This is a genomic window from Synechococcus sp. HK05 (assembly GCF_019104765.1).
GTDB lineage: Bacteria > Cyanobacteriota > Cyanobacteriia > PCC-6307 > Cyanobiaceae > Vulcanococcus.
Genome location: NZ_JAHRXJ010000009.1, coordinates 129,384 through 152,494, shown reverse-complemented (window position 1 = coordinate 152,494; position 23,111 = coordinate 129,384). Strand labels below are relative to the sequence as shown.

Here is a 23,111-nt window from a genome sequence, read left to right as displayed (position 1 = left end):
CAGCCAGACCTTGACAGACGCAACGCAAAACGACTTCAGGGATCTCTGCCCAGCCCTCGCCAACAAGACCTACTTCAACTACGGCGGTCAAGGCCCCCTGCCAACTCCCTCCCTGCAGGCCATCCACGCCAGCTGGCAGCGCATCCAGGAGCTGGGGCCGTTCACCAATGATGTGTGGCCCTTCATTGAGCACGAATCAGCCCGGGTACGCCAAGCCTTAGCTCACCTGTGCGGTGTGGCACCGCATCGGATTGCCCTCACCGAAAACGTCACTAGCGGTTGCGTGTTGCCGCTCTGGGGACTGCCCTGGCAAGCGGATGACGCGCTCCTGATCAGCGACTGCGAACATCCAGGAGTGGTGGCTGCCTGCCAGGAGCTGGCCCGGCGCGAAGGGCTCCAGATTCAGTGGCTGCCGGTGCTGGAGCTGTGCCGCACCACACCGCAAGCTGCGCTTGATCAGGCCGTGCTGGAGGCCCTCGAGCGGGCCCTCACGCCACGCACGCGTCTGGTGGCGCTCTCCCACCTGCTGTGGAACAGCGGCAGCGTGATGCCGATCACCGCGGTGGCAGCACATCTGCGCCGGCATCCAAACACACCGTGGCTGCTGGTGGATGCAGCGCAGTCAATGGGATCCATCCCCGTGGATGAGGCAGCCGCAGCGGCCGACATCTATGCCTTTACGGGCCACAAATGGTGCTGCGGCCCAGAGGGGCTGGGCGGCGTCGCCCTCTCAAATCGGCTTCTGGAGCAGGCACAGCCCACCCTGATCGGCTGGCGCAGCCTGCGCCATGAGGCCTCAGCCGGCAGCAGCTTCCACAGCGACGCGCGACGCTTTGAAGTGGCCACCTCCTGCGTTCCTCTCTGCAGCGGCCTGGCCACATCCCTGGAGCTGCTTGCCGAAGCGGGAACTCCTCAGCAACGCCTCGCCACCATCCAGGCCGGCAGCCGCCAGCTTTGGCAGGGCCTTCAGGCGGTCCAAGGCATCAGCACCCTGCTGCCGGACCCACCACCGGCGGGCTTGGTGAGCTTCAGCCTGCAGGGCGCCTCCACAGCCGGTGTGGTGGACCGTCTTGGAGAACAGCACCTGTGGATCCGCCGTCTGGACGATCCCGATTGCCTGCGGGCCTGCACCCACATCACCACCACAACCCAGGAGATTGAGGCCCTGCTGAACGCCGTGAGGGCCCTCGCCTAACAGGGCCGCTCCCGCAGGGCCTTCTCCGCTTCCTCGCGGTCGTCGAAATGGATCTTGGTGGTGCCCAGGATCTGGTAATCCTCGTGGCCCTTGCCGGCAATCAACACCAGATCCTCAGGCCGGGCAGCCGCCACAACGGCGGCGATCGCACGGCCACGATCCGCCTCCACCTGCACGGCCGTGCCCTCGGGGATGCCGGCGACCACGTCGTTGAGGATCTGCTGAGGATCTTCGGTGCGGGGGTTATCGGAGGTGACCACCACCCGATCCGCCAACCGCGCGGCGATGGAGCCCATCAGCGGCCGCTTGGTGCGATCGCGATCCCCCCCGCACCCAAACACACAGATCAGCTGCCCGCGCGCAAAGGGCCGGCAGGCCTTCAACGCACTCTCCAAACCATCGGGGGTGTGGGCGTAATCCACCAACACCGCCGGCAACGCTCCTTCACAACACTCCGCACGGCCCACAGCTACCCGTTCCATCCGGCCGGGAACACCCCGAAAACTGCTGAGGCCCTGCAGCAGGTTGGCCAAAGGCAGCCCCTGCTGCAGCAAGGCGCCCACCGCCTGCAGCTGGTTCATCAGGTTGAACCGACCGAGCAGGGGCGATTGGAACGCACCGCTGCCATGGGGGCTCACCAGCACCCCTCGAACACCCTCAGAGCTGAACTGCAGCTGCTCCATGCGCAGCTCCGCCTCAGAGCCTTCCTCCAACGAACAGCGCCAGGCGTGGCTCCCCAGCCGCTCGGCCAAACGCTGCCCCCAGGGGTCATCCACATTCACCACGGCCGTGGGCTGCCCGTCCTGCAGCTCAAGGAAGGGCGCACTGAACAGGCTGGCCTTGGCCTCGAAATAGGCCTGCATCGACGGGTGATAGTCGAGGTGGTCCTGGGTGAGGTTGGTGAACACCGCCCCCGCAAAACGGCAGCCGCTCACGCGTTGCTGATCGAGGGCATGGGAGCTCACCTCCATGGCTCCCAGCTGGGCCCCCGATTCCGCGGCCTGAGCCAACTGCCCCTGGAGCACATCGGCAAACGCCGTGGTGTGCTGCGCGGTCACGCTGTGGCCAGGCCAGCGGTTCACCAAGGTGCCAAACAAGGCGGCGGGGGTGCCGCAGCTGGCGGCGAGATGCTCGATCAGGTGGGTGGTGGTGGTTTTTCCGTTGGTGCCCGTCACGCCAATCAGGTGCAGGCGTTGGCTCGGCTGCTGCCAGAACTCCGCAGCCAGCAGCCCAGCCCAGCGCGCCACGGGGTCGGCCACCACCAGCACCGCGTCCTGGTCGGCGGGTGGACAGGCTTCCGCCGCCGCACGCCCAATCACCGCCAGCACCGCCCCAGCCGCCAGGGCCTGCGGCCAGAACACCCCGCCATCCACTTGCGCGCCCGGCAAGCCCACAAACACGGTGCCCGGGCCCACCCGCCGGCTATCACAGCTGACGCTGGTCACATCCGCGTTGGCCAACCCGGGCGGCACCGCCAGGCCCACCTGGCGCAGCAAAGGGTGAAGCCGATCAGACATGGCCGCAAGGCTGATGCGCTTGTTTTAAGCGCAATCCCAGCCCACACGGTTGCCGCTGCAACCAGTCTTGTGAGCCTCAGGCAAGACTGACCACTCTGGCCACCTGATCAGGCCACACCATGGCCCTTCAGCCAGGCGTGCAGCTGGGTAGCCGGCAAGCGCGGCGACACCCGCGGCAGCTGCCGCTCCTCACCGGCCTCCCGAACCAGCAGCACCGGCACCTCCAGATCAAAACGGGCCAACAACTGCGGATCAGCGTCCACATCCAGCCGGCTGAACGGCAAAGCCAAAGCGAGCAGCTTCTCTTCCAGTCCCTCGCAAAGGCAGCACCCCTCCCGGGTGATCAGCACAAGCTCAGCCATCAATCCGGCACCGGGTCGCAGCCGCAGGGGGTGAAGGGATGACAGCGCAGCAGGCGACGCAGGGTGAGCCAGCTGCCGCGCCAGGGGCCATGCCGCTCAATCGCCTCCAAACCGTAAGCACTGCAGCTGGGGATGAAACGGCAGCGGGGCGGGCCCAACAGCGGTGAGATGAAGAGGCGGTAGAAGCCGATCAAGGCCAGGAGCAACCGTTGCAGCAGCTGGTTCATGGGCAGCAAAGGGGAGAAACCAGGGCCGAGCGATAGGATCGACAACTGGCGTGGCTGCAGCCCGCTGTTGGAGCTACCGGCACCGAGAGATTCTCGCAAGGCCGCTTCACCAGCACCAAGCTCTCACCACTCCTTTGCCCAACCACACGGTTTTCTATGTCTCGCTACCGCGGCCCTCGTCTGAGGATTACGCGGCGCTTGGGAGACCTTCCCGGTCTCACCCGTAAGTCCGCTAAGCGGTCTTATCCCCCCGGTCAGCACGGCCAAGCCCGTCGCAAGCGCTCCGAATACGCCATCCGCCTCGAAGAGAAGCAGAAGCTTCGCTTCAACTACGGCATCTCCGAGCGTCAGCTCGTGCGCTACGTGAAGAAAGCGCGCGCCCAGGAGGGTTCCACGGGAACCAACCTGCTGAAGCTGCTCGAGAACCGTCTCGACAATGTGTGCTTCCGCCTCGGCTTCGGCCCCACCGTTCCCGGTGCCCGTCAGCTGGTGAACCATGGCCACGTGACCGTGAACGGTCGCGTCGTGGACATCCCCAGCTACCAGTGCAAAGCCGGTGATGTGGTCGCCATCCGCGAGCGCAAGCAAAGCAAGAAGCTGGCTGAAGCCAACCTGGAATTCCCGGGTCTGGCCAACATCCCCCCCCACCTCGAGCTCGACAAGAACAAGCAGGTGGCCAAGGTGATCAGCAAGTGCGAGCGCGAGTGGGTCGCCCTCGAAATCAACGAACTGCTGGTGGTGGAGTACTACTCCCGCAAGGTGTGATCAATCGGCTGCCTTCCGGCAGCCCCGATCTTCCCCACCTACAGCAAAAGCCCGGCTATCCAGCCGGGCTTTTTTGTGAGCTGGGTTGTGTCTGACAGCGCTGAGATGTCAGCCGCCGATCAGCTTCTCGAGAGCCGCGGTCACATCGTCTTGCCGCATCAGCGATTCACCCACCAGCACAGCATCGGCGCCGGCGCTCTGCACGCGATCGAGATCATCGCGGCTGAACAGCCCCGATTCGCTCACCAGCAGGCAGCCCTTGGCGCGGATCTGATCGCCATAGCGCTCGGTGAGCGACTCAGTGGTGGCCAGATCGGTGTGGAAGCTGGCCAGATCACGGTTGTTGATGCCGATCAGCTGCACACCGTCGAGAGCGAGCACCCGCTCCAGCTCGGTTGCATCATGCACCTCCACCAGCACGGTGAGGCCCAGGGCCCGCGCCACCTTCAGGAGATAAGCCATATCCGCGTCGGTGAGGATCGCGGCAATCAGCAGGGCTGCGTCGGCGCCGGCGGCGCGCGCTTGATACAGCTGATAGGGGCTGAGGATGAAGTCTTTGCAGAGCAGCGGCAGCTCCACGGCCTGGCGCACTTGCACCAGCACCTCAAAGCCACCCTGGAAGAACTGCTTATCGGTGAGCACAGAGAGGCAGCTGGCACCACCAGCGGCGTAACCCTGGGCAATCGCCACGGGATCGAAATCCTCACGGATCACGCCCTTGCTGGGGCTGGCTTTCTTCACCTCGGCGATCACCGCCGGTTTGCGGCAGGCGGCTTTCAGCGACGCCAGGAAATCGCGGGTAGCCGGCAGCTCAGCCACCTGTTTCTTGAGCTGCTCCAAGCTCACCCGTTCGCGGGCAACCGCCACCTCGCGGTCTTTCTCCCAGACGATCTTCTCGAGGATGTTGCGCGGTTCGCTTTCCTCGTGGGGGATGGCGTACTCCAGGTGGGCCACCTTCACCTTGGGGTTCGGCGGCCGGCGACGAATCTCCATCGGTTCAGGCTCCCACGGCCATGGCGGCCTGCTTGTAGGCCACTTCCACCACTTCGCTCAAGGTGGGGTGGGTATGCACCTCGTTGGCCAGCTGCTTCACGCTCTGGCGGCGAGCCACAGCGTTGGCGATCTCCTGGATCAGATCTGCAGCATGCAGGCCATAAATATGGGCGCCGAGAACCTCGCCAGTGCTCTTGTTGAACAGCAGCTTCATCAGGCCGTCGCTCTCCAGCTCCGCCAGGGCCTTGGAATTGGCCTTGAAGTAGCTGCGCACCGCTCCCAGCTCGAAACCATCTTTGGCCGCCAGCTCTTTGGCATCGGCTTCGCTCAACCCCACCGAGCTGATCTCGGGATGGGTGAAGGTGGCTGCAGGGATCGAGCGGTAATCGATCGCGCGCGGGTGGCCCAGGATGTTGTCCACCGCCACGGTGCCCTGGGCCGCTGCGGTGTGGGCCAGCATCATTTTTCCGGTCACATCGCCCACGGCCCAGAGGTGGGGCACGGGAGCACCGTTCACCAGCACCCGCAGCTGATCGTCCACCGGAATGAAGCCGCGGTTGGTTTCGATGCCACAGGCCTCCAGGTTCAGGCCCTTGCTGCTGGGCACGCGGCCGGTGGCCACCAGGACCGCATCCACCTCGAGGGTTTCCACGGGCTCACGGGTCTGCATATCCACCAGCTCGATCTGCACCGGCGCACCGGGCTTGATCGACTTGGCCAGCACACCGGAGCGGGCGTCGATGTCGCGGCCATCGATCAGGTTGCGGGCAGCAATCTTGGCGACGTCGGGATCAAAGGTGGGCATCACCCGATCGAGGGCCTCGATCATCGTGACCTCACAACCCAAAGCGGTGTACACATCGGCAAATTCCAGGCCGATATAGCCGCTGCCGATGATCGCCATCCAGCGGGGAAGCCACTCCAGGCTCACGGCCTCATCGCTGGTGAATACCGTGCGGCCATCGGTTTCAATCCCGGGCGGCACGAAGGGATCAGAACCGGTGGCGATGATCACGTCGCGGCCGCTGAGCACGCGATCCACGCCGTTGATCTCGCGCACACCCACCTTCTGGGGCCCTTCGAGGCGGCCGGTGCCGCGGATGATCGTGACGCCGGCGCGCTCCAGGGTTTTGGTGAGGTTGCCGCGGATCGTGGCCACCAGCTGGTTGGCGTGGTCGGCGATCTTCTGACGCTCAAAACGCACGGGGGCGGCGTGGATCCCGAAGCCCTTGAGGTGCTCGGCATCGGCCAACTCGCGCACGCGGCCGCTGGCGGCCAGCAGCGCCTTGGAGGGCACGCAACCGCGGTTCACGCAGGTGCCGCCCATGTCGCGGCTTTCAATGATGGCGGTGCGCAGGCCGTGCTCAGCAGCGTGTTTGGCCGCATCGAAGCCGCCATAGCCAGCGCCGATCACGATCACATCAAAGTCGAAGCTGCCGTCGCTCACCGGATGCCTGCTCAATTGGCGGGCATTCTCTCCTGTCAGCCCCCCATTCAGCTGTGGAGCTGGCGCCAGCGCTCCAGCAACAACGGCGCCGCCGCCACCGCCACGTTCAGGGATTCCACCGCCGCGCTGTGGGGGATGGTGACGCGATGGGTCGCCAGGTCAGCCAGCTGCGGATGCAGCCCCGCCCCTTCATTCCCTAGCAACAACACCGTGGGACGGGTCCACTCGAGTTGCCAATAGGGCTGGGCAGTGGCATGCACCAGGGTGGCGGCCAGTTGGCGGCCTTCAGCTGCCGCACGCTGCAGCAGGGGCAGCAGGCCTGAGCGATCGGTCAGCCGCAGCAGTGGCAGGGCCAAAGCGGCACCTGCAGAAGCGCGCAGCACCTTGGGCTGGAGCGGATCGGCGCCGCCTCCGAGCCACACCTCATCCACTCCGGCAGCGAGAGCCGTACGCAGCAGGGTGCCGAGATTGCCAGGGTCCTGGAGCTGATCCAAGGCCAGCACGAAGGCTCCGTCACCCCGGGCAACCGGCAGGGCCTCGCGCGCCAGGGTGGCCACCACCCCATCGGGGTGATCGGTGGTGGCCACCGCCTCCATCACCTCCTCACCCACCGGCTGCAGCGGAAGCGCCTGATCCGCCAGCAAAGCGCCGTGGCGCTCGATCCAGGCGGGGGTGGCGAGCAGCTGCTCGGGCTGAAGCCCCAGCCGCAGCAGCTCCTGCACTTGATGGGTGCCCTCCAACAGCAGCAAGCCCTGCTCACGGCGCCCCTTGGGCTGGTGCAGCGCCCGCAGGCGTCCCACCAGCGGGTTCCGGCGGCTGGTGATCAGCTCCATCAGAAGGTTTCGTGGCGGCGCACGTGCAGTCCATCGCCCACTTCAAGGCTGGCGTCCTTCAGCTCCAGACCACGCACCGCCGCCACTTCACCCTTGAGCCCCTCGGCGGTGAGGTTGCTGATCAATTCTTTGATAATCACGTCCTCCACCGTTTTTTCGTCGAGGGCGTCGGGAGTCAGCGCCTCGAGAAAACGGCCGATCTTGGATGCCACCACTTCAGGGGCATTGGTGATCTTGAGAACGAGCATCGCGAAGGTGCAACAACAACGATCAAAGCAGCTGCACGGATGCAGCTGCTTTGCCGCGCAGCCTGACAACCAAGGCAATCCACAGCAAGCAAAAGCAGCGAAGCAACAAAAAGCCCCCCTCAGCTTGAGGGAGGCTTTAGAAGTGCGGATGGGGAGACTTGAACTCCCACGACATTGCTGCCACTAGTACCTGAAACTAGCGCGTCTACCAATTCCGCCACATCCGCAGGGGCTGGCGTGTCGCGTCGGCGACCCCGGAAATGTACCCCATCAAGGGTGGCGCCCCCGGGGCCAAGCCAGTTCCAGCGCCGGACGTCTTGCCGGTCTCAGGACGGATTGTCAGGATGAGGCCCCTGAGGCGGGACGCCCGAAGCCATGACCGTGACCGCGCTCCCGTCTCAACAGATTCTCAACCCTCAGCTCGAGATCGCGGGAAACCGCCGTTTGTCGGGCGAGCTGCGGGTCAGTGGTGCCAAGAACTCAGCCTTGGTGCTGATGGCCGCCAGCCTGCTCACCGAAGATCAATTGCGGCTGCGCAACGTGCCGCCCCTCACGGACATCCAGGGGATGGGCGACATCCTCAGTTCCCTCGGGGTCAAGGTGCGCCGCAACGGTGAGAGCCTTGAGATGAACGGCTCGGGCCTGAGCCAATCGGCCCCGCCCTATGAGCTGGTGAACAGCCTTCGGGCCAGCTTCTTCTGCATCGGCCCCCTGCTGGCACGGCTGGGCATCGCCCGGGTCCCCCTCCCCGGTGGCTGCCAGATCGGCACCCGGCCTGTGGTGGAGCACGTGAAGGGGCTCAAGGCCCTGGGGGCTCAGGTCACGATCGAGCACGGTGTGGTGTCGGCGGTGGTGCCAGGCCGCGGCCATCGCCTGAAGGGCGGGCGCATCCACCTCGATTGCCCCAGCGTGGGCGCTACGGAAACACTGATGATGGCCGCCGCCCTGGCCGAGGGTGAAACGGTGATCGAAAACGCCGCCCTCGAGCCGGAGGTGGTGGATCTGGCCGGGTTGTTGCTGGCCATGGGCGCCAAGGTGCGCGGTGCCGGCACCCCCACCATCACGATCGTTGGGGTGGAGAGGCTCCACGGTGCGGATTACGCCGTGATTCCCGATCGCATCGAGGCGGGCACCTTCCTGTTGGCCGCGGCGATCACCCGCTCCACCCTCACGGTGGGCCCGGTGATCACCGATCACCTCGGCGCCGTGCTCACCAAGCTCGAAGAAGCGGGCTGCAAGCTCGAGATCGACGGCACGTTGGTCACGATCAGCGCCGACGAGATCCGGGCCGTGGATCTACGCACACAGCCCTTCCCGGGTTTCCCCACCGACCTGCAAGCGCCGTTCATGAGCCTGCTAGCCACGGCCACAGGCACAAGCGTGATCACGGAAAACATCTTCGAAAACCGGCTGCAGCACGTGGCTGAACTGCAGCGCATGGGCGCTGCGATCCGCGTGCAGGGCAGCACCGCCTTCATCGAAGGGGTGGCGCGCCTCAGCGGTGCACCGGTGCAGGGCAGCGACCTGCGCGCTTCCGCCGCCATGGTGCTGGCGGGCCTGGCCGCCGAAGGCATCACCACGGTGCAGGGCCTGGAATACCTCGATCGCGGCTACGCCGACTTCGAGGGCAAACTCAACCGCGTCGGCGCCTCGATCCGCCGCGTGGGCTGAGGGCTGACCCCTAAAGTCAGCCACGCGGGAGCGTGCCGGAATTGGTAGACGGACTCGACTCAAAATCGAGCGCCTTCGGGCATGTGGGTTCAAGTCCCACCGCTCCTATGACTCCGCCCCCTCGCATCACCCCCGCCAGCTCGGCGGTGATGCAGACCTACGGGCGTTTTCCCCTCGAACTGGTCCGCGGCCGGGGCGTGTGGGTGTGGGACAGCCAGGGCAAGCGCTACCTCGACGGCGTGGCTGGTATTGCCGTGTGCACCCTCGGCCACAGCAGCCCGGTGATGCGCCGGGCTCTGGGCCGGCAGCTGCGCAAGCTGCAGCACGTGTCGAACCTGTATCGCATTCCCGAGCAGGAACAGCTGGCGGCCTGGATCACGGCCAACAGCTGCGCCGATGCGGTGTTCTTCTGCAATTCGGGCGCAGAGGCCAACGAGGGCGCGATCAAGCTGGCCCGCAAGCACGGCCACCAGGTGCGCGGCATTGGCAATGAGGCTGGTGGCCCGCTGATCCTCACCGCCCAGGCGAGCTTCCACGGGCGCACACTGGCGGCGGTCACCGCCACTGGCCAACCCAAATATCACCAGGGCTTTGAGCCGATGGTGCAGGGGTTCCGCTACTTCCCCTACAACGACACCGCCGCCTTTGAGGCGCTCCTTGCGGAGTGCGAACAGAACGGTCCACGGGTGGCCGCCGTGATGCTCGAGCCGCTCCAGGGCGAAGGCGGTGTGAACCCCGGCAACCAGGCGTTCTTCCGGCGGGTGCGAGAGCTTTGCGATCAACACAACATCCTGTTGATCTTTGATGAGGTGCAGGTGGGCGTGGGCCGCACCGGGCGTCTCTGGGGTTACCAAAAGCTGGGCGTGGAACCCGATGCCTTCACCCTCGCCAAAGGGCTGGGCGGCGGATTCCCGATCGGCGCGTTGTGCGTGAAGGCCTCTGCCGATCACCTCAAGCCCGGTGAGCATGCCAGCACCTTCGGCGGCAACCCCATGGCCTGCCGAGCTGGCCTCACCGTGGCGGAAGAGCTGGTGCGGCGCAATCTGCCCGCCCATGCCGAAGCGATGGGTCAGCTGCTGCAGGAGCAGCTCGCCGGCCTCGTGGGTCGTCACCCCACGCTGGCCGAAGGCTGCCGCGGCTGGGGTTTGCTCCAGGGCCTGGTGCTGCGCCCCGATGGCCCCGCCGCCATCGATGTGGTGAAAGCGGCCATGACTGAAGGGCTCCTGCTGGTGCCCGCCGGCACCAATGTGGTGCGCTTTGTGCCGCCCCTCACGATTCAGCCGCGCCACATCCGCGAAGCGGTGAAGCGACTGGAACGAGCCCTGATCGAGTGCCAGGCCAAGACCCCTTCAGCGAGCTGATCGCCCCCTTCAGCCGCCGGGGTGTTGACCTCGGCCTTGAGAGGCTGCAGGCGGCCCTGGCCGAACTGGGCCATCCGGAGCGTCGCTTTGCGGCGGTGCAAGTGGCCGGCACCAATGGCAAGGGTTCGATCAGCACGATGCTGCACGCCATCGCCAGCGCCGCCGGCATCCCCTGCGGCCTCTACACCTCACCCCATCTGCTCAGCTGGTGCGAGCGCATCCGCCTGCCGGAGGGCCTGATCAGCGAAGCCGCGCTGAGTGCACTACTGCAGGAGCTTCAGCCCCTAGCGCTGCGGCACAACCTCACCCCCTTCGAGCTGGTGACGGCTGCGGCCATGCAGGCCTTCGCCGATGCGGGCGTGGAGCTAGCCGTATTGGAGGTGGGACTGGGGGGCCGGCTCGATGCCACCACGGTGCATCCGGATCGCCAGGTGCTGGCGTTCGGGAGCATCGGCCTCGATCACACCGAACACCTAGGGCCCACGATCGCGGCCATCGCCGCAGAGAAAGCGGGCGTGCTGCACCCCGGGGCCTTCGCCGTGAGCGGCCCACAGCCCCCGGAAGCAGCGGCGGTACTGCGCCAGCAGGCGACCCGCGAGGGCTGTCTGCTGCGTTGGGTGGGACCACTCCCGAGCACCGCGGAAGGCGGCCCGCGTTTGGGCCTGCGCGGCACTTTGCAGCAGCTCAACGCCGCCGTGGCCTACGGCGCGGCCGAGGCACTGGCGGAGCGCGGCTGGCCGATCAACACCGCCGCCATCCACGCAGGGCTGCAGCAAGCCCGCTGGCCTGGCCGGCTGGAGCATCGCCAATTCCAGGGGTGCCCGCTGCTCGTGGACGGCGCCCACAACCCACCAGCCGCCGCGGCCCTGCGCCAAGAGCTCGATCAACGCACCCAGGAGCAGGGCCTACCGCGGCGCTGGCTGATCGGCATGCAACGCCACAAGGATGCGCCGCAACTGCTGCAGAGCCTGCTCAAGCCAGGCGATGCGGTGCGCGTGGTGGCGTTGCCGGCAGAGCACAGCAGCTGGAGCGCGGAGGAGCTCCAGGCCGCGACGGGCCTTCCCCTGGAGGCAGGCGCTCCAGACCTCCTCAGCAACCTGGCCTGGCTGATCGACTCGCCCGCTCTACCGGTGGCCTGCGGTTCGCTCTATCTGGTGGCGGAGCTACTGCCCCTGCTTCAAGCGACAGACTGAAGGCAGACGCCGCCGCCGCCATGCTGATCCGCCGCCTGATGGCCTTTGCCACCAGCCTCTGGCTGCTGGTGGCCGCCCTGCCGGCCATGGCGCTCGACACCAGTGCAGGTGTGGGCCTGCAGGATCGGGCCCTGTTCCAGGACACCGTGGATTACACGCTCACCAACCAGAGCGGCAAAGACTTCTCCAACCAGCAGCTGGCCAACACGTCGTTTGCTGGTGCGGTGGGCAAGGGTGCCAACTTCACCGGCGCCAATCTGCACGGCGCGATCTTCACGCAAGGGGCCTTCCCCGAAGCTGATTTCAGCGGCGCCGATCTCAGCGATGTGCTGATGGACCGCACCGACATGAGCTACACCAACCTGCGCGATGCCGTGCTGGTGGGGGTGATCGCGGCGGGTGCCAGCTTCAGCGGCGCTGATGTGACCGGCGCCGACTTCAGCGATGCCCTGATTGATCGCGCCGACCAGCGGCTGCTCTGCGCCAAGGCCAGCGGCACCAACCCCAGCACCGGCGCCGACACCCGCGCCAGCCTCGGCTGCTGAAGCCAGTTCGCTTCAGCGCTCCAACCAGCCACGCAGCTTGCCGGGGTTGAGCAGCCCGGCCGGGTCGTACTCGGCTTTGGCCGCCACCTGAGCCGCATCCACCCCGCCCAGGCCGCCGTCCTCCACCGTGATCGCGTGGGGGTTGAACAACAGACAGCCCAGCTCGCAGGCGTGGCGGATGAGGTCGCTGAGCGCCTCACGCCCCCGCCAGCGCACCAGCGGCAAACAGGCCAACCGCTGCTGCCCCTGGGCCCGCACCGCTTCCAGGTGCCAGAGCACGTCGTCGCCCCAACGCTGGCGCAAGGCGGCCAGGGCCGGCTGCTCCGGTTGAGGCAACAGCAGCTGCAGATAGGTGAGACCCGGATCTTGGGTGCGGGCATGCAGGGTGGTGTGGTTCCAGCACAGCTCCCGCAGCGGGATGCCCCGGCTTTGCCCCTGGGGCGCCTCCCACACCAGCTGGCCCCCGAGGCTCAGCAGCAGCGCATCGAGGGCCAAGCGTGCATCCGGGGCCGCCAGGATTAACAGCCGATGCCCTGATGCCTTAGCGGGGGGGCAGCCCTTTGGCCACGGCATCCTTTGCGCCACAGGCCCTTCCAGGGCACAGAGGGCGTTGAGCAGCAAGGCTGTTTTAGGCAGCTGCTGCGCCGCCGACAGGGCCTGGTCCCAGGAGGCAAACTCCAGCACCCACTGCTGCCAGGGCACGGCAGCCGCGCTGGCCATGGTGACGCTGGTGATGATGCCGTTGCAGCCATAGGCGTGGTTGATCGCCTCGGCTTCCGCAGCCCCGAGCTGAAGCCGCCGCGGCGTGGATTCGAGCGTGACGATCTCAAGCCCGAGCAGATGGCCTGGATCCCGCAGAAATCCCCAGCGCAGCGAGCCGATCCCACTGGAGCCGCCCGCCAGATACCCCGCCAGGCTGGCGCTGCGCACGGTGCTGGGCAGCAGGCGCAGCTCACGGCCCCGCGCCTGCAGTTGTTCCTCCAGATCGGCCAGCAGGATTCCCGCCTCTGCTTTGAACACACCGCTGCTGGGATCAACCTCCAGCAGACGGTTCATGGCGCTGAGCTCCAGCACCAACCCGCCAGCCAGGGGCGTGGCCTGGCCGTAATTACCCGTGCCAGCCCCGCGCAGGGTGAGGCTCACCCCATGGCGGGCGCAGGCCGCCGCTACCGCCAACACCTGTTCGGCGCTCTCAGCCCGTACGCCCAGCTGCGCCCGCAACCCCTGCAGCAGGGGCTGCAGCACCGGCGAATACACAAAAGCATCGGCGGAGAGCTGCTCAAGCTCTCCGCTGCTGCGCAGGGGCATCAAGCCGGCGGCGCGCAGATCAGCGGCCAGCTGCTCCAGCTGCTGCGCCGTAGCCGGATCCGGCAGGGGCTGCGGCAGAGCGCTGGGCAGCAGCGAGGCCATCGAGCAATCAGCGGAAGGTTGAGGCCTCCAGCCTGGCAAGGGCTGGCGAGGGCTGCTCTGTGGAGGCCGCCTGCAGCCACTGGCCGCCGCGCAGCACCCGCCGCTGGGGCGGCCTAGCCAGCAGCTCACTCCAGCTGGTGGCACTGGTGATCACTAGATCGGCCGGAGATCCCTGGCGCAAGATCCCATCCCACGCCAGGCCGAGCAGGCGCGCAGGCGCCGTGGTGAAGGGGGTGAGCCCCTGGCGCTGCCAGGGGGCGCAATGGCACACGCGACTGCCCAGGCGCAGCAGCTCGAGCGGGTCGAAGTCGCTGCCGGGATCCCAGGGGTCTTGCACGTTGTCGCCGCCCACAGCCACCACCACCCCGGTCCGCTGCAACTGGCGCACCGGCGCCAGGGGCCGCTGGGCCAGATCCGTATCCCCGCGCCGGCCCAGCAACCAGAGGTTGGTGGTGGGCAGGGCCACCACATCCACCTGCAAACGCGCCAGCCGCTCCGCCAGCCGCTGCTGCGCGGCGAGCGGCAGCAGCCCCATGCTGCTGGCGTGACTGCAGGTGATCGACAGTTGAGGGCGGTGGCGCTCCAGCTGCTCGAGCAACAGCGCCACCCCCTGGCCAGGGGCCTCGCCGCTCTCATCCACGTGCAGATCGATGCCGCAGCCGAGCTGCTCAGCCAGGGCCAACATCCCCTGCAGGGCCTGGCGATCGCGGCGGGCGCGCGGATAGGGCGGCCCGAGCACTCCGCCCAACAAGCCGCCAGCCAGCGCCACCCGCTGCGCCAGGGCCCGGCCGGCCTCAGTGCTCCAGTGGCTGATCGGCACCAGAGCAACCAGCTGCAACTCCACGCGCCCGCGCCACTGCTGCTGGAGCCCCAGCAAGGCCTCCCAGCTGGGCGCTGCACCCGGCCCGCCACTATCGATGTGGCTGCGAATGGCGCGCAGGCCATAGCGCCAGGCCTGATCCAGGGCGCGGCCGGCGCGCTGGCACACCTGCTCGAGGGTGCGCTGCTCGCCCTCCAGCAGATTCACGCTCAGTGCGTCAGCCATCTGGCCGCTGCGGTTGGGGTGCTGCTCCCAACTGAAGGCCTTATCAAGATGGGCATGGGCCTCCACCAGAGGCGTGAGCGCCAGGGGCAAACCCTGCGGGGATGCCAGGGGCCGGATCGCGGCCACCCGGCCGGCCTTCAGTTCCAGCTGCACCGGCACCAACCCATCGGCATCGCCGCAGGGCAGATCGCGCTGGCAGGGATCCAGCAGCAGCCGCGGCAGCTGCAGCTTCAGGCAGCTGGGCCCGGGGGCATCAGCCCTCATCAGCACTGGCCTGCAGCATCACCAGCTGCCCCGCCACTCCCAGCGTGAGGATCCTGTAGCGGGGTATGCGCAGGCCAGGCAACAGCGACTGTCCGCCGAGCTGGGTGCTGTAAAGGCTGAACACACCGGCATTGGTGCGCGTGCTGCCCTGCAGAGCCAGGCTGCCCAGCACGCGCTCCTGCCCCTGCACGAGCTCAGAGCAGTTCTGAATCAGCAGCCGCGCCACCATCGGCAGGCCGCCCTGATCGCAGAGCTCCTGATCCACGAGGCGCACGAGCCGCTCACCGGCGAACTCCTCGAAATCCTGTTCGTCGGGGTTGGTGGCCACCAGGGCTCCCCCCAGCGCCACCGCCGTGAGGCACCACCCCCATGGCCTGCTCAGCCCACCAAGCCGCTCCATTCAAGGCTGCACACGCATTGATAGGATCGCGCAGCCCTGGCGGGCGTAGCCAAGTGGTTAAGGCACCGGATTGTGATTCCGGCATTCGGGGGTTCAAGTCCCCTCGTCCGCCCCTGCTCGAAAGCCCCATCACTCGTTGAGTGGTGGGGCTTTCGCCTATCCAGCGGTCGCCGGCGCTGCAAGTAAGGCCGCCAACAGCGCATCAGCCCCGTGGCGCACTGGATCAAGCGCCGGCAAGCCGGTGAGTGCTGAAATCTGCTGGGCTTGGCGCTCGGCTTCGGCCGCATCAAGTAAGGCGGTGTTCAAGGCGATGGCCCGCACCCGGGGCCGCAGTCCGTCGGGCCGGCCCAAGGCCGCCACCGCTTCACAGGCCGCGATCAGCTCCGGTAGCGGTGGGATCGCCACGGGCACAGCGCCCGCTCGGGTGCGCACATGGCTCTGGCCGGCGCGATGCACCAGCAGCAGATCCGTGGGCTGGCTGCCCCGCATCAGCGGCAAGGTGGCCGTGGATCCAGGGTGCGCCAGCGAACCCTGGCCCTCCACCAGCACCCAGGCCTCGGCTCCAGCCCCCTGCGCGGCCGCCAGCACTGCCGCCTCCACCGCACCGGCGGCGTAATCCACACGCACCGCATCCAGCGCCACGCCCTGGCCGCTGATCAAGATGCCGGCCTGGCCGGTGCCCACAAAGCGGGCATCCAACCCCGCCCGCTGGGCCGCCCGCTGCAGCTCCAGGCAGGCGCTCATCTTGCCCACGGCCATATCCGATCCCACCGCCAGCAGGCGCCGGCAGGGCAGGGCAGCGCAGCGGGCCATCGCCACCTCCAGCTCCGCCGGCTCCTGGCGCAGATCCCAGATCCACTGACCCGGCGCCAGGGGAATCGCTGCAAACTCCGGGTCCGCCGCCAGACGGCTGTGCAAGCCGCTCGCCAGATTGAGCCCAGCCCGCAGCGCCGCCACCACATCGGCCCGCATCTCGCGCGGCAAGCGTCCGCCGGAGGGCGCCAATCCCACCGCCGCCACCGCCGGCCCAAAGGCCAGCGCCGCGGCCAGATCCGCCACCACCGGCACAGCGCGCGCGATCCCCGTGAGCGTCTGCAGATCGGCGCCAGCATGGGCGGGATCGATCACCGCCACGATCGGGCCCTGGCGGTAGCGCAGCATCGCCAGGCCGGTCTTGCCCGAGAGGTTGTCGAGGCCGCCGTGCTGCAACAGCACCAGCGGAGCATCGGGGCTGAGCATCAGTGCACCTCCTGGGGCTGCACCCCAAGACCCGGCCTCTGCGCCGGCCGCTGCACATCCCCCTCACGCTCGGGGCCGGCGAAGGGGTCGTTGAGCAGGTTGAGATGGCTATCGAGATCAGGCCACTGCACCAGCGGCAGCAACTGAGCCGCGGCGCTGTTGAGCAAACCGCCATCGGAATAACAACCCAGCATCACGCCAAGACCGAGACGCCGCGCCGTGCGCGCCATCAACACCCCCTCGCTCAGGCCGCCGCACTTCACCAACTTGATGTTGATGCCCTGCACATGGGGCGCCAAGCGCAACAAATCGGCCAGATCCCAGCAGCTTTCATCAGCCACCACAGGGATCGACGCCAGTCCCTGGAGTGCCGCGAAGCCAGCCGTGTCGGCGGCGGCATCGCGCTGGGGCGCCAGGGGCTGCTCCACCAGCACCACCCCCAGATCGGCCAGCCAGGGAATCATCTGCTGTGCCCCATCGAGATCCCAACCGCCATTGGCATCGATCTGCAGCTCATCGCCAGGCCGCAGCGCCCTGCGCACCGCCTGCACGAGGGCACGGTCGTGGTCGAGACCATCAGGGGAGCCCAGCTTGAGCTTGATGCGAGTGGAGGGCAGCTGCAGCCGCCAGCGCTCGAGCCGCGCCAACACCGCCTCGATCGGTCCTAAGCCGAGGGTCACGCTGGTGGCGGCGCAGGCGCCTGGATCCAGCCCCCAGAGCCGGTGCAGCGGTTGCCCCAGGCGCTGCCCCCACCAATCGTGCAGGGCCAGATCCAGGCCGCAGCGCGCCGGCGGGCTCAGCCCGGCCAGAAGCGGCTCAAGCGGCTGCAGCGGCTGCGGCGCCAGGCACTCCAGCTCCGGCGCCAGCCCCTCCAGCTCCGCCGCAATGGCCTCGGTGTCGTAGTGGCGGTGGCCGGTGTCAAAGCCACCGGTCTCGCCGCGGCCGATCAGGCCCTCGTGCTCGAGCTCGAGCAGCAGATGCTCCACAGCGCTGGTGGTACCGCGGCTGATGGCGAGCGGCACGGCCTTGCTCAGGCGGAAGCGATGCAGGCGAAGGCGCATGGCCCCACGGCGCTGCCTTCAAGCTGGCACGCATGCGCCGCGCCCGCCAGGCCTGAAGCCGGGCCGACCTCATCGAGCTGCATCTCCGGGAGTGGGCCCACATCAAGCCGGATCTGGGCCCACTCCCGGAGGCAACCCAATGGCAGTCGCCCCTAGGCCAGGCCGTCGCGGCGACGGGCCATCGCAGCCCGACCCCGCGATACCGGAGACTGAGCTCATGACGGCGACACCTCTGCGCGACGCTCCTTCCCCCACCGCAGTGGGCGGGCGCGGCAGCTACTGGATCACCACCTTCGGCTGCCAGATGAACAAGGCGGATTCCGAGCGCATGGCCGGGATCCTCGAATCCATGGGCTACAGCGAAGCCCAGGCTGAGCTCGAGGCCGATCTCGTGCTCTACAACACCTGCACGATCCGCGATAACGCCGAGCAGAAGGTTTACAGCTACTTGGGCCGGCAAGCCCAGCGCAAACGCGTCAACCCCAACCTCACCCTGGTGGTGGCGGGCTGCGTGGCCCAGCAGGAGGGCGAATCACTGCTGCGGAGGGTGCCCGAGCTGGATCTGGTGATGGGCCCCCAGCACGCCAACCGCCTCGATGTGCTGCTCGCCCAGGTGGAGCAGGGCCAGCAGGTGGTGGCCACCGAAGAGCACCACATCCTGGAAGACATCACCACCGCCCGCCGCGACAGCAGCATCTGCGGCTGGGTGAATGTGATCTACGGCTGCAACGAGCGCTGCACCTACTGCGTGGTGCCCTCGGTGCGCGGCAAGGAGCAATCCCGCCTGCCCGAGGCGATCAAGCTCGAGATGGAAGGCCTCGCCGCCCAGGGGTTCAAGGAGATCACCCTGCTGGGCCAGAACATCGATGCTTACGGCCGCGATCTCCCCGGCATCACGCCGGAAGGCCGCCGCCAGCACACCCTCACCGATCTGCTGCAGTTCGTGCACAACGTGGAGGGGCTCGAGCGCATCCGCTTCGCCACCAGCCACCCGCGCTACTTCACCGAACGGCTGATCGATGCCTGCGCCGATCTGCCCAAGGTGTGCGAGCACTTCCACATCCCCTTCCAGAGCGGCGACGATGACGTGCTCAAGGAGATGGCCCGCGGCTACACGGTGGACCGCTACCGGCGCATCATCGATCGGATCCGCGAGCGCATGCCCGATGCCTCGATCAGCGCCGATGTGATCGTGGCCTTCCCAGGCGAAACCGACGCCCAATACCGCCGCACCCTCGATCTGATTGAGGAGATCGGCTTCGATCAGGTGAACACCGCCGCCTACTCGCCGCGCCCCAACACCCCTGCGGCCAACTGGCCCAACCAGCTAAGCGAGGAGGTGAAGGTGGAGCGCCTGCGCGAGATCAACGCCGTGGTGGAGCGGGTGGCCCGGGAGCGCAGCGCCCGTTATGCCGGCCGCACCGAACAGGTGCTGGTGGAGGGCATCAATCCTAAGGATCCCGAGCAGGTGATGGGCCGCACCCGCACCAACCGGCTCACCTTCTTCTCCGGCGAGAACGGCCGCTGGCAGCCGGGCGATCTGGTGGAGGTGCGCATCGAGGAGGTGCGGGCCTTCTCCCTCAGCGGCACAGCCCAGCCCTAGGCCTGGTCAGCGCCGAGATCGCTGATACGTTTGGCCTCTCGATTCACGCGCCCATGACCAGCGAACCCATGCAACTAGGCCTGGTGTTCGGCGGTGTCTCGGGTGAGCATGCGGTCTCGATCCGCTCGGCCAACACGGTGGCGGCAGCCCTGCGGCGCGGTGCCAACGCCGAGCGCTACCGGCTGAGCTGCTTCTACATCGATCAATGGGGCCATTGGTGGCCGCCGGCGGTGGCCGATGCCGTGCTCGCGAAGGGCACCCCGGCGAGCCGCGAGGAGTTGCCAGCAGCACCACTGCGGCCGGGTTTCCAGGGATTTCCCGAAGGCGCACTCGACATGCAGGTGTGGGTGCCAGTGATGCATGGCCCCAACGGGGAAGACGGCACGATTCAGGGCCTGTTCAGCCTGATGCAGGTGCCCTTCGTGGGATCCGGCGTGTTGGGATCGGCCGTGGGCATGGATAAGCAAGCGATGAAGGCTGCCTTTGCCGCCGCCGGCCTGCCCCAGGTGCCCTACGCCTGCGTGGATGCCCAGGAGCTGGACGCCGATCCTCAGGCGCTGCTGGATCGACTGGAGCAACAGCTCGGCTACCCCTGCTTCATCAAGCCCGCCAACCTGGGCTCCTCGGTGGGCATCAGCAAGGCCACCAACCGCAACGAGCTGCTGGCGGGCCTGGAGCTGGCCGCCAGCCACGACCCACGCCTGGTGGTGGAGCAAGGCATCGACGCCCGCGAACTGGAATGCGCCGTGCTCGGGGGCCGCAGCATGCAAGCTTCCGTGCTGGGCGAAATCTGCTTCGACGCCGACTGGTACGACTACGACACCAAGTACAGCGACGGCAAAAGTCACACCGTGATTCCGGCTGAGGTGAGCAGCTCCATCAGCGATCGCGCCCGCAGCATGGCCATCGCCGCCTGCCGGGCGGTGGCGGCTGAGGGCCTGGCCCGGGTGGATTTCTTCCTGGATCGCCGCAGCGGCGATCTCTGGTTAAACGAGATCAACACCCTGCCCGGCTTCACGAGCCAGAGCATGTACCCCATGCTCTGGGAGGCCAGCGGGTTACCGCTCGACGCATTGGTGCACCAACTGGTGCAACTGGCGCAAGAATCGGGCACACCGGCGCTGGGGAGGAGGGCTGAAGCCGCATGAGTCACGGGTTGCTCTGGCTGCCACTGCTGGTGGTGTTCCCGCTGATCACGGCCCTGGGCTGGCTGGAACGGCGGCGGCAGAGGCTCTTCCGCGACTGGGCCGAAGGCGCTGAGCTCTCCAAGCTCGATGACTGCGGCGGTGCTCGCCTGATCAACGGCGTGCTCACCTGGAGCGTGTTCGCCTCCGGCAAGCTCGAGGAAAAGGGCCAGTTTGAGGTGAAGACCCTCGAGAAGGTGGAGCTCCTGGCGCTCGGATCGGGGGAAGCACCGCTCACCGATGAATCCCAGGGAGCCTGCCGCTTGCGCCTGATCAGCGGCAGCGCCCATCAGGATGTTCCCTTCGCCGATGCCGATCGCGCCCGCCGCTGGATTGCGGAGCTGATGGCGCGCTCGCGCTGCGAGCTGTGACCCGCACCCCCACCCGGCCGTCACTGGCTCCGGAACGGCGTAAGCAACTGCGCCAGCAACGCCGTCAGGAGCGCTTGCGGCAGCTGTGGCGGATCACCCTGTTCAGCGCCGCGGCCACCGGGCTGGGCTGGGGCTTGCTGCGTGAGGGGTGGGTGCTGCGCAGCCCGGATCAGATCGAAGTGCTGGGCAGCTCCCAAGTGAATCGCGAGCAGGTGATCCGCGAAGCCCAGCTGCAGCTGCCCCAACCGTTACTAGGCCTCAAACCCCGGGAACTGGCCCAGCGGCTTTCGGCTGGCTTGCCGGTGGAGCAGGTGCAGGTGAGCCGGCTGATGCTGCCGCCACGGCTGCGCATCAGCCTGGTGGAACGGGAAGCAGTGGCCCAGGCCCAGCGCCGCTCCGCCAAAGGCATGGAGCGCGGCTACGTGGATCGCCTCGGCAACTGGATGACCAGCCGGCAACAGCGCGGCAGTGGCGCCAACCGCACCCCACAGGTGATGGTGATGGGCTGGCAAGAGCGGCTGCGGGCGCCCCTGGCCGACATCCTTGCTCAACAAAACGAGCTGGGCAGCACCCTGCAACAGGTGCGGTTTGAACCCAACGGCAGCCTGTGGCTCCGCACCGCCGCCCTGGGCGATGTGCATCTAGGCCTTCCGGATCAACGGCTGAACCGGCGCCTCGAGGTGCTGCGCCATCTCTCCTCCCATCTGCCGAAGCAGATCAAAACGCTCAAGATCCAATCGATCGATCTGAGCGACCCGGAGCAACCCGAACTGGGCTTGCCGGGGAAGGGGCGCATCAGCATCGCGGCCCTGCAGAAAGCGATAGCTGAAGCCAACCGTCCACCGCAGGCACCAAGCACCACCAACCGGCCAGCGCCACCCCCCGCTGCCGACTAACGCAAGCGGTCTACAAACAGCACTGGAGCAAAGCGAACGGCGTGCAAACGGTGACAGGTGATTGCTTCACCTGTTGCTACCGGCAAAGGTGTGTCGATTCCCGCGGCTGATCGAACAGATCAACGACATAATGCTGCGCAGCACCACAGGCATGGGACCTTCTATGGAGATGGCAGCTGAAGGCCTCAGTGCCAGCAGCAATGGAGCCAGCGGGATCGTTCCCAGCCAATCGGCTCGCATTGAAGTGATCGGCGTGGGTGGCGGTGGCAGCAACGCCGTCAACCGCATGATCGCCTCGGATCTCCAGGGGGTGGGCTATCGCGTGTTGAACACCGATGCCCAGGCGTTGCTGCAGTCAGCGTCGAAACAACGGGTGCAGCTGGGCCAGAAGCTGACCCGAGGCCTGGGCGCCGGCGGGAACCCGGCCATCGGTCAGAAGGCCGCTGAAGAATCCCGCAGCGATCTTGCCCAGACCCTGCAAGGCACCGACCTGGTGTTCATCGCTGCCGGCATGGGCGGCGGCACCGGCACCGGCGCCGCACCGGTGGTGGCGGAAGTGGCCAAAGAGTGCGGCGCCCTCACCGTGGGCATCGTGACCAAGCCGTTTGCCTTTGAAGGCCGCCGCCGCATGCGCCAGGCCGAAGAAGGCATCGCCAGGCTGTCGGAGCATGTGGACACGCTGATCGTGATCCCCAACGATCGTCTGCGCGAAGCGATCGCCGGAGCCCCGCTGCAGGATGCCTTCCGCGCCGCGGACGACGTGCTGCGCATGGGCGTGAAGGGCATCAGCGACATCATCACCAAGCCCGGCCTGGTGAACGTTGACTTCGCGGATGTGCGCTCGGTGATGACCGATGCCGGCACCGCGCTGCTGGGCCTAGGCGTTGGCTCGGGCCGCTCCCGCGCCACTGAAGCGGCTCAGGCCGCTATCAGCAGCCCCCTGCTGGAGGCCGCCCGCATCGATGGCGCCAAGGGCTGCGTGATCAACATCTCCGGCGGCAAGGACATGACCCTTGAGGACATGACCACTGCCTCCGAAGTGATTTACGACGTGGTGGATCCCGAAGCCAACATCATCGTGGGTGCGGTGGTGGATGAACGCCTCGAGGGCGAAATTCACGTCACCGTGATCGCCACCGGCTTCGAGGGCGGTGGCAGCTACCGGCCGGAGCGTTCCATCGCCAGCTTCGCGGGGAACAACTCCGCCAGCACAGAGGCCGATCAATCCGGGGCCGCCATCCCATCGTTCCTGCTCAACCGACAGCGCGAGAGCTGAGCCAG

23 protein-coding genes and 3 tRNA genes are annotated in these 23,111 nt (G+C 67.3%); 13 read left to right on the top strand and 13 right to left on the bottom strand.

The genetic code is table 11. The annotated features are described in order from the left end of the window. Positions 1 to 10: 10 nt before the first annotated feature. Positions 11 to 1,195 carry an aminotransferase class V-fold PLP-dependent enzyme gene (locus tag KUL97_RS07575; protein ID WP_217796350.1) on the top strand — a complete coding sequence of 395 codons (1,185 nt, stop codon included), beginning with the start codon at positions 11 to 13 and terminating at the stop codon, positions 1,193 to 1,195. Here KUL97_RS07575 and KUL97_RS07570 read toward each other — a convergent pair. The 3 genes from KUL97_RS07570 to yidD form a co-directional block, all read right to left on the bottom strand. Then, entirely contained in the window at positions 1,192 to 2,712 is a 1,521-nt protein-coding gene (locus KUL97_RS07570; protein WP_217796349.1) for a UDP-N-acetylmuramoyl-L-alanyl-D-glutamate--2,6-diaminopimelate ligase, read from the bottom strand. The genes KUL97_RS07575 and KUL97_RS07570 overlap by 4 nt on opposite strands. Before the next feature lie 107 nt (positions 2,713 to 2,819). After that, on the bottom strand, positions 2,820 to 3,074 hold the full coding sequence (locus KUL97_RS07565) for a glutaredoxin family protein (RefSeq protein WP_217796348.1): 255 nt from the start codon (positions 3,072 to 3,074) through the stop codon (positions 2,820 to 2,822). Continuing rightward, positions 3,074 to 3,301, bottom strand: a complete 228-nt coding sequence (gene yidD, locus KUL97_RS07560) for a membrane protein insertion efficiency factor YidD (RefSeq protein ID WP_083798514.1) — start codon at positions 3,299 to 3,301, stop codon at positions 3,074 to 3,076. Before yidD ends, KUL97_RS07565 begins: the two co-directional genes overlap by 1 nt. 156 nt (positions 3,302 to 3,457) lie before the next feature. Between yidD and rpsD the strand changes: the two genes are divergently transcribed. Then, on the top strand, positions 3,458 to 4,066 hold the full coding sequence (gene rpsD, locus KUL97_RS07555; protein WP_217796347.1) for a 30S ribosomal protein S4: 609 nt from the start codon (positions 3,458 to 3,460) through the stop codon (positions 4,064 to 4,066). Positions 4,067 to 4,174: 108 nt separating this feature from the next. On the opposite strand, the gene trpC is transcribed toward rpsD, so the two are convergent. The 5 genes from trpC to KUL97_RS07530 form a co-directional block, all read right to left on the bottom strand. Further along, the gene (gene trpC, locus KUL97_RS07550) at positions 4,175 to 5,059 is read right to left on the bottom strand and encodes an indole-3-glycerol phosphate synthase TrpC (RefSeq protein WP_217796346.1); all 885 of its coding nucleotides are present in this window, start codon (positions 5,057 to 5,059) and stop codon (positions 4,175 to 4,177) included. A gap of 4 nt (positions 5,060 to 5,063) precedes the next feature. After that, positions 5,064 to 6,506 carry a dihydrolipoyl dehydrogenase gene (gene lpdA, locus KUL97_RS07545; RefSeq protein WP_217796345.1) on the bottom strand — a complete coding sequence of 481 codons (1,443 nt, stop codon included), beginning with the start codon at positions 6,504 to 6,506 and terminating at the stop codon, positions 5,064 to 5,066. A 47-nt stretch (positions 6,507 to 6,553) separates the two neighbouring features. After that, a complete protein-coding gene (locus KUL97_RS07540; protein ID WP_217796344.1) occupies positions 6,554 to 7,339 on the bottom strand; it encodes an RNA methyltransferase in 786 nt (261 codons plus the stop codon). Beyond that, entirely contained in the window at positions 7,339 to 7,587 is a 249-nt protein-coding gene (locus tag KUL97_RS07535; protein WP_217796343.1) for a hypothetical protein, read from the bottom strand. Before KUL97_RS07535 ends, KUL97_RS07540 begins: the two co-directional genes overlap by 1 nt. Positions 7,588 to 7,730: 143 nt before the next feature. Next, positions 7,731 to 7,814 (bottom strand) — tRNA-Leu (locus KUL97_RS07530). Positions 7,815 to 7,962: 148 nt separating this feature from the next. Here KUL97_RS07530 and murA point away from each other — a divergent pair. The 5 genes from murA to KUL97_RS07505 all read left to right on the top strand — a co-directional run bounded on the left by murA (position 7,963) and on the right by KUL97_RS07505 (position 12,357). Continuing rightward, on the top strand, positions 7,963 to 9,258 hold the full coding sequence (murA, locus tag KUL97_RS07525; protein WP_217796342.1) for a UDP-N-acetylglucosamine 1-carboxyvinyltransferase: 1,296 nt from the start codon (positions 7,963 to 7,965) through the stop codon (positions 9,256 to 9,258). Positions 9,259 to 9,284: 26 nt separating this feature from the next. Continuing rightward, positions 9,285 to 9,366 (top strand) — tRNA-Leu (locus tag KUL97_RS07520). A gap of 41 nt (positions 9,367 to 9,407) precedes the next feature. Then, a complete protein-coding gene (locus KUL97_RS07515) occupies positions 9,408 to 10,619 on the top strand; it encodes an aspartate aminotransferase family protein (protein WP_217796502.1) in 1,212 nt (403 codons plus the stop codon). Beyond that, positions 10,589 to 11,812: a Mur ligase family protein gene (locus tag KUL97_RS07510; RefSeq protein WP_217796341.1), complete on the top strand. Its 1,224-nt coding sequence runs from the start codon at positions 10,589 to 10,591 to the stop codon at positions 11,810 to 11,812. Before KUL97_RS07515 ends, KUL97_RS07510 begins: the two co-directional genes overlap by 31 nt. 20 nt (positions 11,813 to 11,832) lie before the next feature. Next, positions 11,833 to 12,357 carry a pentapeptide repeat-containing protein gene (locus tag KUL97_RS07505; protein WP_217796340.1) on the top strand — a complete coding sequence of 175 codons (525 nt, stop codon included), beginning with the start codon at positions 11,833 to 11,835 and terminating at the stop codon, positions 12,355 to 12,357. Positions 12,358 to 12,369: 12 nt separating this feature from the next. Here KUL97_RS07505 and KUL97_RS07500 read toward each other — a convergent pair whose 3' ends face one another. The 3 genes from KUL97_RS07500 to KUL97_RS07490 are packed head-to-tail and all read right to left on the bottom strand — an operon-like array spanning position 12,370 to position 15,476. Further along, a complete protein-coding gene (locus KUL97_RS07500; protein WP_217796339.1) occupies positions 12,370 to 13,767 on the bottom strand; it encodes an FAD-binding oxidoreductase in 1,398 nt (465 codons plus the stop codon). 7 nt (positions 13,768 to 13,774) lie between these two features. Beyond that, the gene (locus KUL97_RS07495; protein WP_217796338.1) at positions 13,775 to 15,076 is read right to left on the bottom strand and encodes an amidohydrolase family protein; all 1,302 of its coding nucleotides are present in this window, start codon (positions 15,074 to 15,076) and stop codon (positions 13,775 to 13,777) included. Continuing rightward, positions 15,066 to 15,476, bottom strand: a complete 411-nt coding sequence (locus KUL97_RS07490) for a DUF4359 domain-containing protein (protein WP_254896305.1) — start codon at positions 15,474 to 15,476, stop codon at positions 15,066 to 15,068. The genes KUL97_RS07495 and KUL97_RS07490 overlap by 11 nt, the downstream gene beginning before the upstream one ends. A 39-nt stretch (positions 15,477 to 15,515) precedes the next feature. Here KUL97_RS07490 and KUL97_RS07485 point away from each other — a divergent pair. After that, a tRNA-His gene (locus tag KUL97_RS07485) sits at positions 15,516 to 15,588 on the top strand. A gap of 44 nt (positions 15,589 to 15,632) precedes the next feature. On the opposite strand, the gene KUL97_RS07480 is transcribed toward KUL97_RS07485, so the two are convergent. Next, positions 15,633 to 16,715 carry a DUF1611 domain-containing protein gene (locus KUL97_RS07480; RefSeq protein ID WP_217796337.1) on the bottom strand — a complete coding sequence of 361 codons (1,083 nt, stop codon included), beginning with the start codon at positions 16,713 to 16,715 and terminating at the stop codon, positions 15,633 to 15,635. Next, a complete protein-coding gene (locus tag KUL97_RS07475; RefSeq protein ID WP_217796336.1) occupies positions 16,715 to 17,776 on the bottom strand; it encodes a dipeptide epimerase in 1,062 nt (353 codons plus the stop codon). Before KUL97_RS07475 ends, KUL97_RS07480 begins: the two co-directional genes overlap by 1 nt. A 217-nt stretch (positions 17,777 to 17,993) precedes the next feature. Here KUL97_RS07475 and miaB point away from each other — a divergent pair, with 217 nt between their 5' ends. From miaB to ftsZ, 5 genes are all read left to right on the top strand, one after another. Beyond that, positions 17,994 to 19,379, top strand: a complete 1,386-nt coding sequence (miaB, locus tag KUL97_RS07470; protein ID WP_217796335.1) for a tRNA (N6-isopentenyl adenosine(37)-C2)-methylthiotransferase MiaB — start codon at positions 17,994 to 17,996, stop codon at positions 19,377 to 19,379. Between the two features lie 53 nt (positions 19,380 to 19,432). Further along, the gene (locus tag KUL97_RS07465; RefSeq protein WP_217796334.1) at positions 19,433 to 20,527 is read left to right on the top strand and encodes a D-alanine--D-alanine ligase family protein; all 1,095 of its coding nucleotides are present in this window, start codon (positions 19,433 to 19,435) and stop codon (positions 20,525 to 20,527) included. Next, positions 20,524 to 20,934 carry a hypothetical protein gene (locus KUL97_RS07460; protein WP_217796333.1) on the top strand — a complete coding sequence of 137 codons (411 nt, stop codon included), beginning with the start codon at positions 20,524 to 20,526 and terminating at the stop codon, positions 20,932 to 20,934. The genes KUL97_RS07465 and KUL97_RS07460 overlap by 4 nt, the downstream gene beginning before the upstream one ends. After that, positions 20,931 to 21,830 carry an FtsQ-type POTRA domain-containing protein gene (locus KUL97_RS07455; protein ID WP_217796332.1) on the top strand — a complete coding sequence of 300 codons (900 nt, stop codon included), beginning with the start codon at positions 20,931 to 20,933 and terminating at the stop codon, positions 21,828 to 21,830. Before KUL97_RS07460 ends, KUL97_RS07455 begins: the two co-directional genes overlap by 4 nt. A gap of 163 nt (positions 21,831 to 21,993) precedes the next feature. Continuing rightward, positions 21,994 to 23,106, top strand: coding sequence for a cell division protein FtsZ (ftsZ, locus tag KUL97_RS07450; RefSeq protein WP_217796331.1), 1,113 nt, complete (start codon positions 21,994 to 21,996; stop codon positions 23,104 to 23,106). Positions 23,107 to 23,111 lie beyond the last annotated feature (5 nt).